Here is a 13,182-nt window from a genome sequence, read left to right on the forward strand (position 1 = left end):
CCCAGGAAGGAGAAACACATGATCCAGTGGCAAGATCTACACCACAGCGAACTGACCGTGCAATCACTCTATGCCCTGCTCAAACTGCGCTGCGAAGTCTTTGTGGTTGAACAAACCTGCCCGTATCAGGATATCGACGGTGATGACCTGGTCGGCGAGAACCGGCACATCCTCGGCTGGCGCGATAACGAGCTGGTGGCGTATGCGAGGATTCTGAAAAGCGAAGAGGATTTTGACCCTGTCGTCATTGGGCGCGTTATTATCAGCGGCCGCGCGCGCGGTGAAAAGCTGGGCTATCAGCTGATGGAAAAAGCGCTGGACGCATGCCAGAAACAGTGGCCGGACAAGGCGTTATACCTGGGCGCGCAGGCGCATTTGCAATCATTCTATGGCCATTTTGGTTTTACCCCGGTCACGGACATTTACGACGAAGACGGCATCCCACACATCGGCATGGCGCGCGAAGCGAAACAGGCGCAATAGCAAGACGTTGTCTATAGTTACCGGACTGGTGTACTAACATGGAGAAAAATATGTCATTTCAATCCTGGGATACCCGAGTCGACGACGACCTGACGCTGCTAAGCGAAACGCTGGAAGAAGTGCTGCGCTCTTCAGGCGATCCTGCCGATCAGAAGTACATTGAGCTAAAAGCCCGCGCCGAGCAGGCGCTGCATGACGTGAAAAACCGCGTCAGTAACGCCTCCGACAATTACTACTACCGCGCCAAACAGGCGGTTTATCGTGCCGACGATTATGTGCATGAAAAACCGTGGCAGGGCATTGGGGTCGGTGCGGCCGTAGGGCTGGTGCTGGGTCTGCTGTTAGCCCGTCGTTAAGCCGGTAAACCACTCCCTACACGTGGGTACTGCTATTTATTGTCAGTACCCCGTATAATATAAGGCTTTAACAGGGAGAGGTTCGCGTGCACTCGATTTTCCTCGCGCTGCAAAGCCTGCGCACTCAGCTTGCGCAAGCATTGCCTGCTACACCCGGTTTACGCCATTTCGATGTCTCTTTCCCGTTAAACGACGCCTTCGATCCGCTGGCCTGGCTGGGCGTGCAGCGATGCTATCCTCAGTTTTACTGGCAACAGCGCAGCGGCGATGAAGAACTTGCCGCGCTCGGAAGCCTCGCCCAGTTTGATTCTCTGGCTTCGGCCTCACGGTTTTTGCACACCCACGACGTAGCCAATGACACCCGTATCTGCGGCCTGAACGCCTTCAATCCGGCGCAGGGCAAGCTGTTTTTACCGCGCCTTCTCTGGCGACGGTCTGCCGGGGTCGCCACGCTGCGTCTGCAACTGTGGAGCGAAACGTCGCTGCGGGAAGATGGCCGTGAGGCGCTGAATTTTGTCGATAAGCTGCGCGATGCCGCGCCGATCCGCCCGTTGTCCGTGCAGATTGTGAAGGAAACCCATCATCCGGAAAAACCGGAATGGCTGGCGTTGATTCGCCAGGCAACGGATACCCTTGCTCGCGGCGATTTTGAGAAAGTGGTGCTCGCACGTGCCACCGATGTGCAGTGCCAGCAGCCCGTGAACGCCATCGCGCTGATGGCTGCCAGCCGCGCGCTAAACCTCAACTGCTATCATTTTTGTATGGTCTTTGACGCCAGCAACGCGTTCCTCGGCTCGACGCCCGAGCGCCTGTGGCGGCGACGCGGCACGCTGCTGCGTACTGAAGCGCTGGCAGGCACCGTGGCCAGCCATTCTGACGATAAGCAGGCCCAGCGTCTGGGCGACTGGCTGATGAACGACGACAAAAATCAGCGGGAAAATATGCTGGTGGTGGAAGATATCTGCCAGCGTCTTCAGCACCATACCCGGACGCTGGAGATCCTGCCTGCGCAGGTGCTGCGTCTGCGCAAGGTGCAGCATTTACGTCGCTGTATCTGGACCGAACTTAAACAGCCTGACGACGAGCAGTGCCTGCATATTCTGCAACCGACGGCGGCGGTGGCCGGGCTGCCGCGACAGGCGGCGCGAGAATTTATTGCGAAAGTGGAGCCGTTTGACCGGGAGTGGTACGCCGGATCGGCGGGCTATTTATCGCGCGAACAAAGCGAATTCTGCGTGGCATTACGCTCCGCCCGCATTCACGACGCTGCGCTGCGTCTTTATGCGGGGGCGGGCATCGTCAGCGGCTCCGATCCGGAGCAGGAGTGGCAGGAGATCGAGAACAAGGCCGCCGGGCTGCGTTCCCTTCTCCTGAGGGATTAATACTGATTCGTGCAATCCCGATTCATATCAAAATTCTGACTTTTTCTATTATTTATACTGTGTCGCATTCTTGATACTGGACAATCTCATGTCAGTAAGTTCTTTTAACCGACGCTGGGCGGCGGTGATCCTTGAAGCCCTGACCCGTCATGGTGTCAGGCATGTGTGTATTGCCCCGGGCTCTCGCTCCACGCCGCTCACCCTTGCTGCCGCGGAAAACCGGGCTTTTATTCACCACACCCATTTTGATGAGCGGGGTCTGGGCCATCTGGCGCTCGGGCTGGCGAAAGTCAGCAAAGCGCCCGTGGCGGTGATAGTCACCTCCGGCACGGCGGTGGCGAACCTCTATCCGGCGCTGATTGAAGCGGGATTAACCGGCGAAAAGCTGATTTTACTCACTGCCGACCGTCCCCCGGAACTTATTGACTGCGGCGCTAACCAGGCGATTCGTCAGCCTGGCATTTTTGCCTCGCATCCTTCACAGACGGTCTCGTTGCCGCGCCCCACCCAGGATATTCCCGCCAGCTGGCTGGTCTCAACCCTCGACCACGCCATGAACGCACTGCGCAGCGGCGGGCTGCACATTAACTGCCCGTTTGCCGAGCCGCTGTATGGTGAAATGAACGATACCGGCCTCGCCTGGCAACAGCAGCTGGGAGACTGGTGGGAAAGCGAAAAACCCTGGCTGCGCGAGCAGACGCATCTGGAAAGCGCAAAACAGCGCGACTGGTTCTTCTGGCGCCAGAAGCGCGGCGTGGTGATTGCCGGGCGAATGAGTGCGGCGGAAGGCAAGCTGGCGGCGGAGTGGGCACAAACGCTTGGCTGGCCGCTGATTGGTGACGTGCTTTCCCAGACGGGCCAGCCGCTGCCCTGCGCCGACCTCTGGCTGGGGAACGCGAAAGCGGTTACCGAGCTGGCGCAGGCGCAGATTGTCGTCCAGCTGGGATCGAGCCTGACGGGGAAGCGTCTGCTCCAGTGGCAGGCCACCTGTACGCCAGAAGAGTACTGGCTGGTGGACCCGCTCGAAGGACGCCTTGACCCGGCGCACCATCGCGGCCGCCGCCTGGTGAGCAACATTGACAGCTGGCTGGAATTGCATCCGGCGGAAAAACGCAAACCCTGGGCGGCGGAGATCCCGGCGCTGTCACGTCAGGCGTGGGAACTCACCAAAGCCCAGTGCGAGGCGTTCAGTGAAGCCGGGCTGGCGCACCGTATCCGCAAATATCTTCCCGAGCAGGGACAACTTTTTGTCGGTAACAGCCTGGTGGTGCGCCTGATTGACGCCTTTTCGCAGCTGCCGGCGGGATATCCGGTGTACAGCAACCGGGGCGCGAGCGGCATTGACGGCCTGATCTCCACCGCCGCTGGCGTACAGCGGGCCAGCGCGAAATCCACGCTGGCGATTGTGGGGGATCTCTCAGCCCTCTACGATCTCAACGCGCTGGCGCTCCTGCGTCAGGCGTCGGCCCCGTTCGTGCTGATAGTTGTGAACAATAACGGCGGGCAGATTTTCTCGTTGCTGCCGACGCCGCAAAGCGAACGTGAGCGCTTCTATCTGATGCCGCAAAACGTGCAGTTCGAACACGCCGCCGCCATGTTCAGCCTGAAGTACCATCGCCCGGAAAACTGGGACGCGCTGGAGACGGCGCTGATCACCGCCTGGCGGCAGCCTGGCGCGACGCTGATTGAGCTGGTGGTAAACGATGCTGACGGCGCGCAGAAGCTGCAACATCTGCTGGCCCAGGTGAGTCACCTGTGATCCTCGCAGGCGTCTCCCAGCCAGGAAAACCAGGCTACCCCTGGCTGGTTTTCCTGCACGGTTTTTCCGGCGACTGTCGCGAGTGGCAGGCTGTCGGGGCGTCGCTGCATGACTACCCCCGGCTCTACCTTGACCTGCCCGGGCACGGTGGTTCAGCGGATACGGACGTGACGGGGTTTGCAGAGGTAAGTGAATTGCTCTCGCATACCCTTGTTAGTTACAACATACTAAAATACTGGCTAGTGGGGTACTCCCTCGGCGGCCGCATTGCGATGTTCCATGCCTGCCAGCATCCTGCGGGGTTAGACGGGGTGATTGTGGAAGGGGGACACCCGGGCCTGCAAGACGCCGATGCGCGCCAGGCCCGGCTGACCTCTGACCGTCATTGGGCATCACGGTTTCGCAGTGAGCCGCTGGAGGACGTCTTTGCCGACTGGTATCAACAGCCGGTCTTTGCCTCCCTTACGGATGATCAGCGCAAGGCGCTGATCGCGCTGCGCAGCCGGAACAACGGCCCGAGGCTGGCAGAGATGCTGGAAGCCACCTCGCTTGCCGTTCAGCCTGATTTACGTCCCGCGCTCACCGCGCCTGATTTTTCTTTTGACTATCTCTATGGCGAACGTGACGGGAAGTTTGCAGCCATCGCCGCTGAACTTAACGCCACGCGTCATGCTATCCCTCACGCCGGACACAACGCCCACCGGGACAACCCGGACGCGGTTGCCGCGAGTCTGGCTCAGATACTGCGTTATCGAACAAAGGACACGCTATGATCTATCCTGATGAACACATGCTTTACGCGCCGGTTGAATGGCAGGACTGCTCCGAAGGCTACACCGACATTCGTTACCACAAATCCGCCGATGGTATCGCCAAAATCACCATCAACCGTCCACAGGTGCGCAACGCGTTTCGTCCGCTGACCGTAAAAGAGATGATCCAGGCGCTGGCGGATGCCCGCTACGACGACAATATCGGCGTCATCATCCTCACCGGGGAAGGGGAAAAAGCCTTCTGCTCCGGCGGCGATCAGAAAGTCCGCGGTGACTACGGCGGATACCAGGATGATGCGGGCACGCACCACCTGAACGTGCTGGATTTCCAGCGCCAGATCCGCACCTGTCCAAAACCGGTGGTCGCGATGGTGGCAGGGTATTCCATCGGCGGCGGTCACGTACTGCACATGATGTGTGACCTGACGATCGCGGCGGAAAATGCCATTTTCGGTCAGACTGGCCCGAAAGTCGGCTCCTTCGATGGCGGCTGGGGCGCGTCCTATATGGCGCGCATTGTCGGTCAGAAAAAAGCCCGCGAAATCTGGTTCCTGTGCCGTCAGTACAACGCCCAGGAAGCGCTCGACATGGGGCTGGTTAACACCGTGGTGCCGATCGCCGATCTGGAAAAAGAGACCGTGCGCTGGTGTCGCGAAATGCTGCAAAACAGCCCAATGGCGCTGCGCTGCCTGAAAGCGGCCCTCAACGCCGACTGTGACGGTCAGGCGGGCCTTCAGGAGCTGGCAGGTAACGCCACCATGCTGTTCTATATGACTGAAGAGGGTCAGGAAGGGCGCAACGCGTTCAACGAAAAACGCCAGCCAGACTTCAGCAAATACAAACGGAACCCGTAATGCGTTGCGCGCAGGTTTACCGCTGGCAGATACCGATGGACGCGGGCGTGGTGCTGCGTGAACGGCGGTTAAAAACCCGTGACGGCTTTTTCGTGCATCTCCGGCAGGGCGAGCGGGAAGGGTGGGGCGAAATCGCCCCGCTTCCGGGCTTTAGCCTGGAAACGCTGGACGAGGCGCAGGCTGCGCTGATGGCCTGGGCGCATGAATGGCGTGAGGGAGCAAATCCGGCGCTGCCGGACGTTCCTTCCGCCGCGTTCGGCATCAGCTGTGCGCTGGCAGAGCTGGACGGCAGTTTGCCGGACGCGGCGAACTATCGCGCCGCGCCGCTCTGTACCGGCGATCCGGATGAAATTTTCGCGTTACTCTCCGGGATGCCTGGCGAGAAGGTGGCGAAAATAAAGGTCGGCCTGTACGAAGCGGTGCGCGACGGAATGGTGGTCAACCTGTTACTGGAAGCCATTCCCGATCTGCACCTGCGCCTCGACGCCAACCGCGCATGGACACCGCTCAGGGCGCAGCAGTTTGCGAAATACGTCAACCCGGCGTACCGCAACCGCATCGTGTTTCTTGAAGAGCCGTGCAAAACGCGCGACGACTCGCGCGCCTTCGCCCGGGAAACCGGCATTGCCATCGCCTGGGATGAGAGCCTGCGCGAAGCCGATTTCGCGTTTGCCGCCGAGCCGGGCGTCAGGGCCGTGGTGATTAAGCCAACGCTGACCGGCAGCCTCGACAAGGTGCGCGAGCAGGTTGCGGCGGCCCATGCCGCAGGGCTGACTGCGGTGATCAGTTCATCCATCGAATCCAGCCTCGGCCTGACGCAGCTGGCGCGCATTGCTGCATGGTTAACGCCGGACACCGTTCCCGGTCTCGATACGCTAAACCTGATGCAGGCCCAGCTGATTCGCCAGTGGCCTGGCAGCACCTTGCCGTGCCTCGACGTCGGGGCGCTGGAGCCACTGCGATGAGTTTTACCGACTGGCCGTGGCGGCACTGGCGCACCCGGCGTGCCGATAAACCCGCGCTGCGTTTAGACGATGTAACGCTCAGCTGGTCTCAGCTGGGCGAGCGTATCGATCGTCTCGCAGCCGGTTTTCAGTCTCAGGGCGTTACGGACGGTGACGGCGTCATGCTGCTCGCCCACAACCATCCGCAGACCCTGCTGGCCTGGCTGGCGCTGCTTCAGTGCGGCGCCCGCATTTTACCGGTGAACCCTCAGCTTCCCCGTCCGCTGCTGGACGTCCTCCTGCCGCAGATGACCCTGCGTTTTGCGCTGGTGCTTAACGGTGAGTATGACGGTCTGCCCGCGCTGGCATTAAGAGAGCGCGAGGGGCAGGGCGGCGTGACGTGGCGGGCAGAACGGCTGGCTTCAATGACGCTCACCTCTGGCTCCACCGGCTTGCCGAAAGCGGCGGTGCACACCTGTGCCGCCCACCTTGCCAGCGCAAAAGGGGTGCTGGCGCTGATGCCTTACGGCGATAGCGACGACTGGCTGCTCTCTCTGCCGCTGTTTCACGTCTCCGGTCAGGGGATTTTGTGGCGCTGGTTGCAGGGCGGAGGCCGTCTCACCGTGCGTGAAAAACAGCCGCTGGAGCAGGCACTACAGGGTTGTACCCACGCCTCGCTGGTGCCAACGCAGCTGTGGCGGCTGCTTAATTCACACCATCCCGTCGCGCTGAAAGCCGTGCTGCTCGGCGGGGCGGAAATCCCCGTTGCGCTGACCGAACAGGCGCGCGAGCAGGGGATCCGTACGTTCTGCGGCTACGGTCTGACCGAGTTCGCCTCCACCGTCTGCGCCAAAGAGGCCGACGGCGCGCCGGACGTGGGCAGCGCGCTGCCGGGCAGAGACGTTCAGGTGGTGAACGGTGAAGTCTGGCTCCGGGCGGAAAGCATGGCGGCGGGCTACTGGCGAGACGGCGCATTATTGCCGCTGGTCAATGAGCAGGGCTGGTTTGCCACCCGCGATCGCGGCGAGTGGCATGACGGACGCCTGACCATTCTGGGCCGAATGGACAATCTCTTTTTCAGCGGCGGAGAAGGGATCCAGCCGGAAGCGCTGGAGCGCGTTATCGCCACGCATCCGCAGGTAAGCCAGGCATTTGTCGTTCCGCTGGATGATGCCGAGTACGGGCAACGTCCGGTGGCGGTAGTGGAATGCGACCCGGGCACGGATATCACGCTGTTGCCGGAGTGGGTTCAGGGCAGGCTGGCGCGCTTTGAGCAGCCGGTACACTGGCTGGCGCTGCCGTCAGAACTGAAAAATGGCGGGATTAAAATCTCCCGCCAGGCGTTAAAGCAGTGGGTCAATGCCCTGTTGAGGGGCTAATCAGCCGATATCCGGCTGCGGTTTGTGCTGGCGTCGGCGGACCCAGCGCAGCACCGGCGGCACGACAATCACCATAATCGCCATTGCCAGCAGGATCTTCGTCACGCTGCTCTCCCACAGGATCCCCATGTTGCCGTTGCTGATGGAGAGGGCGCGGCGCAGGTTCTGCTCCAGCATTTCCCCCAGCACAAACCCTAAAATCAGCGGCGACATCGGGAAGTGCATCTTGCGCAGAATGTAGCCCAGCACGCCGAGCAGCACCATCAACACCAGGTCGAAGGTGGTGCTGTGCACCGCGTACACCCCAACCGCAGAGACGGCGGCGATGGCCGGGACCAGGAACCACAGGGGAATGGTCAGCATGCGGGTGAACAGGCCGATCAGCGGGATGTTCATTACCAGCAACATCACGTTGGCGATCAGCAAGGCGGCAATCAAACCCCAGACGATATCGGGCTGCTCGGTAAACATCGCCGGACCCGGGGTGATGTTATAGAGCGTCAGTGCGCCCATCATTACCGCCGTGGTGCCGGAGCCCGGCACGCCGAGGGTCAGCATCGGGATAAACGAGCCGCAGGCCGAGGCGTTATTCGCCGCCTCCGGCGCCGCCACGCCGCGGATATCGCCTTTGCCGAAGCTGTCGCTGTTACCGCTCAGCTTTTTCTCGGTCATGTAGGTGATGGCGCTGGCGATAGTCGCCCCCGCGCCGGGCAAAATGCCGACGAAGAAACCGATCACCGACGAACGCAGGGTGGCGCCAATACACTGCGCCCCCTCTTTGGCATTAAAGAGCATACGTCCGGTTTTACGCACCAGCGTCTGCCCGCTGCTGGTATGCTCCAGCATCAGTAAGATTTCTGAGACAGAGAACAGACCAATCACCACGACGATAAACTGCACGCCGTCGGAGAGGTGAACGCTGTCGAAGGTAAAACGATAAACCCCGGTGTTGGCATCCACGCCGACGGTGGCTAACCCTAAGCCAATCAGCGCGGACAAAAACGACTTCAGCGGATTCTGCGCCATCATGCTGCCGAGACAGGCGATGGCGAACACCATCAGGGCAAAATACTCGGCCGGACCAAACGCCAGCGACCACTGGGCCAGCGCCGGGGCGAAGAGGATGATGCCGCCAATGGCGATCAGGGAGCCAAAGAACGAGCTGACGGCAGAAATAGAGAGCGCCACGCCGCCGCGCCCCTGCTGCGCCATCGGGTAGCCATCCAGCGCGGTCATGATAGCGGCGGCATCGCCGGGCACGTTAAGCAGTATCGAGGAAATACGCCCCCCGTATTCGCAGCCGATATAAACCGTCGCCAGCAGGATCAGCGCCGATTCCGCAGGCAGGTGCAGCGCAAAGGCCAGCGGCAGTAAAATCGCCACCCCGTTGATAGGCCCAAGCCCCGGCAGCAGGCCGACGATGGTCCCGACGAAACAGCCGATCAGGGCGATCACCAGGTTTTCCGGGGTCATCGCTACCGCGAACCCCTGAGAGAGATAGATCCAGGTATCCATAGCGTGCTCCGTTAGTTAAACCATGCGCCGAGCGGCAGGGTCACGTCCAGCAGGCGGTCGAAGGCGTACCAGAGTAAAATGCCCAGTACGACCCCGGAGATCCCCGCCGCAGGCAGCGAGGCGTTAAACAGTATGCCAATCACCATCGTCAGCAGGGCGGTGGCAATCGGGAAGCCGAGCCACTCAAAGCCCCATGCGTACATCAGCAGGACAATTACCATTACCAGCAGACGTTGCAGCGTACGGCGTGGCGGCCACTCCACGGTATCCGGATGGCGCAGCAGCAGCGCCACCGAGCAGAGCAGCATCAGGCCGACAATGCCGACGGGGAAGGGGCGTGGCCCCACGGGTTCATAGCTGTATTCGCTGTGGATCTGCCAGGCGACGAACATGCCGCCAATGCAGAGCAGCAGCCATATCCCGGCAAAAATGCGATCGCTCATAGCGCCTCCGGTTATTTCGCCAGACCAAAGGCTTTCGCCTGTTCGCGGTAGTCATTCACCTGTTTTTTGACATACTCGTCCAGCTGCTTGCCGTTCAGGTTGAACTCAAACAGCCCGCGCAGATCGCGCTGTTTTTTGAACTCCTCGGTTTGCTGAAGTTTTGCGAAGGTATCCACCCACCACTGGTACTCGGCGTCGGTCACTTTTGGCCCGACGAAGAAGCCGCGGATGATCGGCCAGACCAGGTTATAACCCTGCTCTTTAGCGGTTGGGACGTCTGCCAGCTGGCCCGGCAGACGGTTTTCCGAGAAGACCGCCAGCACGCGGATCTTATCCCCGCTCAGGTAGGGCACCATTTCGCTGAGATCGCCCGATACCGCCTGGACGTGATTGCCCATCAGCGCCGTCACCGGCTCGCCGCCGCCTTCAAAGGCCACGTAACGCATCTTGTGCGGATCCACTTTGGCCTGCTGCGCCAGCAGCGCGGCTTTCATCCAGTCCTGGCTGCCGATAGAGGCGCCCGCGCCAATGACCACGCTGTTCGGATCTTTTTCCATGGCGGTCAGCAGATCTTTCAGGGATTTCCACGGGGAGTCCGCGCGCACGGCGATCATGCCGTAATCGGTGCCTACGGTGGCGAGCCAGCGCACGTCATTCACGTCATAACGACCAAATTTCCCCTGCGACAGGTTCAGCAGCGAACCGCCGGAGAAGGCCACCACGGTGCCCGCTTCGGCAGGGCGCTGCGCGACAATGGCGTTATAGGCTACCGCGCCCACGCCGCCGGGCATGTAGGTGACGCGCATCGGTTTTTCAATTGCCTTCGTCTCCAGCAGGCTGACCTGAATCAGCTTACAGGTCAGGTCGAAGCCGCCGCCGGGTTTGGCCGGGGCGATACATTCGGTACGGGACGGCGCGTCCTGCGCCTGGACGACAGAGGCACTCAACAGCAATACGCTTGCAGCAAGGGTAGAAAGTAATTGTTTTTTCATCGTTTATCCTCACGCCGGTGAACCGGGAGTACGGGTACGGGTGTCTTTTTTCTGATTATGTGAACCACCTTGTAGCGGTTCCGTTGCGTGATTGTTAAAACAATAACCTTTCATTTCCCTTTCACTGCGACACCAACTTTACAGGATGTGATATGCGTCTCTTACTCGCGGAAGATAATCGTGAGCTGGCTCACTGGCTGGAAAAAGCGCTGGTACAAAACGGATTTGCCGTGGATTGCGTCAACGATGGGCGGGCGGCCGATCACCTTTTGCAGGGGGAAAACTATGCCGTCGCGATCCTTGATATCGGTATGCCCGGCTTCGACGGGCTGGAGGTGGTGCATCGGCTGAGAAAGCGCGGACAGACGCTGCCGGTGCTGTTTCTTACCGCCCGCAGCAACGTGGCTGACAGGGTGAAGGGGCTGAATGCCGGGGCGGATGACTACCTGCCGAAACCGTTCGAGCTGGAGGAACTTGATGCCCGTCTGCGCGCGCTGCTGCGCCGCAGCGAAGGACGAACCCAGGAGCGCCAGCGGCTGGGAGAGCTGGAGTACGATGATGAAGGCTTTTTTCTGCTGCGCGATGAACCCCTCTCCCTTACGCCGCGGGAACTCTCTTTGCTGAAGGTGCTGATGCACCGCCGGACCCGTCCCGTCTCCCGGCAACAGCTTTTCGACCAGGTGTTCAGCCTGAACGACGACGTCAGCCCCGAGAGCATCGATCTCTACATTCACCGCCTGCGTAAGAAGCTGACCGGCAGCGGCGTGCGGATCACCACCCTCCGGGGGCTGGGCTACGTGCTGGAGTGCGGCGATGAGGTGGGTTAAGCCGCAGTCGCTTTACCTGCAACTTTTGCTTTTTCTGGGTTTGCCGCTGCTACTGTTATGGGGGCTGTCAGCCTTTAACAGCTACGTTAGCGCGCTACAGGCGGCGACGCAGGCCTATGACCGCACGCTGTTATCCTCGGCGCGCACGGTGTCAGAGCGGCTGGTGGTGCACAACGGCAAGCTCCAGGTGAACGTGCCCTGGGTCGTGCTCGACAGCTTCGAGCTGAACATGAACGATCGCCTCTATTACAAGGTCGTGGACCCTGACGGGCGGACGATCTCCGGCTATGACGATCTGCCGAATATGCCTCCCTCCACGTCGCGCACCTCCCACTATCCGGCGCTGGCGTGGTTTTATCATACCGAGTATCGCGGGCAGGCGATCCGCGTGGCGAAGCTGCTCCAGCCGGTTAACGAGGACAGTGTGTTCGGCATGGCGGAAATCTATGTCGCCGAAACGTTGCAGTCGCGGCGCTATCTGGCCACTCAGCTGCTGTTTTCCTCGCTCGTGTCGCAGGGGCTGCTGGTGCTGCTGACGCTGGTCCTGACCGCCTGGCTGCTGCGTCGCGTGCTGCGCCCGATGCGGCAGCTCTCTTCGCTGATGGTGCGCCGTGAGCCCGGGCTGCTGGCCCCGCTGCCGGAGCTGCTGCCCTGGTCGGAAACGCGGCTGCTGATTGTGGCATTTAACCGCTATATCGACAGGTTGCGCGGCGTACTTTCGCGGCAGGCGCGCTTTAATGCCGACGCCTCACACCAGCTCAAAACGCCGCTGGCGGTGCTTAAAACCCAGGTATCGGTTGCCCTGACGCGTAACGATCCGGCGCTGTGGCAGGAGAGCTTACGGGCGATGAACGTCACGCTGGATAACACCATCGTGCTGACGGAAAGGCTGTTGCAGCTTTCGGCGGTGAAGCGAAAAGAGCAGGGGGAGCGACAGTTTGCCCCTGTCGATCTGGTGCAGGTGGTGCAAAACTGCTGCTTTTCCCGGCTGGCGCAGGCGCGCAGCAAGGGTATCGATCTCGGTTATGACGGCGTACAGCAGCCGGTAATGATTGAGGGGGATGACGTGCTGCTGGGCGAACTTTGCGCCAACCTGCTGGAGAACGCGATCAAATACACGCCGGAGCAGGGCGTCGTGACGGTGTACCTGCGCACGGCTAACGATGCCGTTGAGCTGAGCGTGGAGGACAGCGGACCGGGCATCGCTGAAGACCAGATCTCCCAGGCCATGCTGCCGTTTCATCGGCTGGATAACGTGGGCGATGCCGCCGGGTCCGGCATTGGCCTGGCGCTGGCCAACGATATTGCCCGCCTGCACCGCAGCCATCTTCAGCTGATGCCCAGTGAAAATCTGGGTGGGCTGAGCGTGAAAATGCGCTTTCTGATGCTGGTATAAATGCCGATATTATCAAATCGTTACAAACTAATTGCCCGCCGCACGCGGAGTCCATTGATCACACAGGCAGTCAGGTTAA

The 13,182-nt window shown here is 60.7% G+C and carries 13 protein-coding genes; 10 read left to right on the forward strand and 3 right to left on the reverse strand.

Annotated elements, in window-relative coordinates; translation table 11 throughout:
• The first annotated feature begins 18 nt into the window (after positions 1-18).
• From ACNQ0W_RS12660 to menE, 8 genes are all read left to right on the forward strand, one after another.
• Positions 19-483 carry a GNAT family N-acetyltransferase gene (locus tag ACNQ0W_RS12660; protein ID WP_062932733.1) on the forward strand — a complete coding sequence of 155 codons (465 nt, stop codon included), beginning with the start codon at positions 19-21 and terminating at the stop codon, positions 481-483.
• 50 nt (positions 484-533) lie between these two features.
• Positions 534-839 carry a stress response protein ElaB gene (elaB, locus tag ACNQ0W_RS12665; protein WP_017693006.1) on the forward strand — a complete coding sequence of 102 codons (306 nt, stop codon included), beginning with the start codon at positions 534-536 and terminating at the stop codon, positions 837-839.
• An 86-nt stretch (positions 840-925) separates the two neighbouring features.
• Entirely contained in the window at positions 926-2,221 is a 1,296-nt protein-coding gene (gene menF, locus ACNQ0W_RS12670; protein WP_062932734.1) for an isochorismate synthase MenF, read from the forward strand.
• Positions 2,222-2,309: 88 nt separating this feature from the next.
• Entirely contained in the window at positions 2,310-3,980 is a 1,671-nt protein-coding gene (gene menD / locus ACNQ0W_RS12675) for a 2-succinyl-5-enolpyruvyl-6-hydroxy-3-cyclohexene-1-carboxylic-acid synthase (protein ID WP_062932735.1), read from the forward strand.
• On the forward strand, positions 3,977-4,753 hold the full coding sequence (gene menH, locus ACNQ0W_RS12680; protein ID WP_062932736.1) for a 2-succinyl-6-hydroxy-2,4-cyclohexadiene-1-carboxylate synthase: 777 nt from the start codon (positions 3,977-3,979) through the stop codon (positions 4,751-4,753). The genes menD and menH overlap by 4 nt, the downstream gene beginning before the upstream one ends.
• Positions 4,750-5,607, forward strand: coding sequence for a 1,4-dihydroxy-2-naphthoyl-CoA synthase (gene menB, locus ACNQ0W_RS12685; RefSeq protein ID WP_045614643.1), 858 nt, complete (start codon positions 4,750-4,752; stop codon positions 5,605-5,607). The genes menH and menB overlap by 4 nt, the downstream gene beginning before the upstream one ends.
• A complete protein-coding gene (gene menC / locus ACNQ0W_RS12690; protein ID WP_062932737.1) occupies positions 5,607-6,572 on the forward strand; it encodes an o-succinylbenzoate synthase in 966 nt (321 codons plus the stop codon). The genes menB and menC overlap by 1 nt, the downstream gene beginning before the upstream one ends.
• Positions 6,569-7,930 carry an o-succinylbenzoate--CoA ligase gene (menE, locus tag ACNQ0W_RS12695; RefSeq protein WP_062932738.1) on the forward strand — a complete coding sequence of 454 codons (1,362 nt, stop codon included), beginning with the start codon at positions 6,569-6,571 and terminating at the stop codon, positions 7,928-7,930. The genes menC and menE overlap by 4 nt, the downstream gene beginning before the upstream one ends.
• On the opposite strand, the gene ACNQ0W_RS12700 is transcribed toward menE, so the two are convergent.
• Genes ACNQ0W_RS12700 through ACNQ0W_RS12710 form a run of 3 tightly spaced genes read right to left on the reverse strand, consistent with a single transcriptional unit; the run spans position 7,931 to position 10,880 of the window.
• Positions 7,931-9,445, reverse strand: coding sequence for a tripartite tricarboxylate transporter permease (locus tag ACNQ0W_RS12700; RefSeq protein ID WP_062932739.1), 1,515 nt, complete (start codon positions 9,443-9,445; stop codon positions 7,931-7,933).
• A gap of 11 nt (positions 9,446-9,456) precedes the next feature.
• Entirely contained in the window at positions 9,457-9,888 is a 432-nt protein-coding gene (locus ACNQ0W_RS12705; RefSeq protein WP_003859443.1) for a tripartite tricarboxylate transporter TctB family protein, read from the reverse strand.
• A gap of 11 nt (positions 9,889-9,899) precedes the next feature.
• Positions 9,900-10,880 carry a Bug family tripartite tricarboxylate transporter substrate binding protein gene (locus ACNQ0W_RS12710; protein WP_006811363.1) on the reverse strand — a complete coding sequence of 327 codons (981 nt, stop codon included), beginning with the start codon at positions 10,878-10,880 and terminating at the stop codon, positions 9,900-9,902.
• Positions 10,881-11,032: 152 nt separating this feature from the next.
• Here ACNQ0W_RS12710 and tctD point away from each other — a divergent pair, with 152 nt between their 5' ends.
• Both tctD and ACNQ0W_RS12720 read left to right on the forward strand, forming a co-directional pair.
• Positions 11,033-11,707, forward strand: a complete 675-nt coding sequence (tctD, locus tag ACNQ0W_RS12715; protein ID WP_017693014.1) for a transcriptional regulator TctD — start codon at positions 11,033-11,035, stop codon at positions 11,705-11,707.
• The gene (locus ACNQ0W_RS12720; protein ID WP_062932740.1) at positions 11,694-13,103 is read left to right on the forward strand and encodes a sensor histidine kinase; all 1,410 of its coding nucleotides are present in this window, start codon (positions 11,694-11,696) and stop codon (positions 13,101-13,103) included. The genes tctD and ACNQ0W_RS12720 overlap by 14 nt, the downstream gene beginning before the upstream one ends.
• Positions 13,104-13,182: the final 79 nt, after the last annotated feature.

The organism is Enterobacter cloacae complex sp. 6730903 (assembly GCF_048283985.1).
Lineage (GTDB): Bacteria > Pseudomonadota > Gammaproteobacteria > Enterobacterales > Enterobacteriaceae > Enterobacter > Enterobacter hormaechei_C.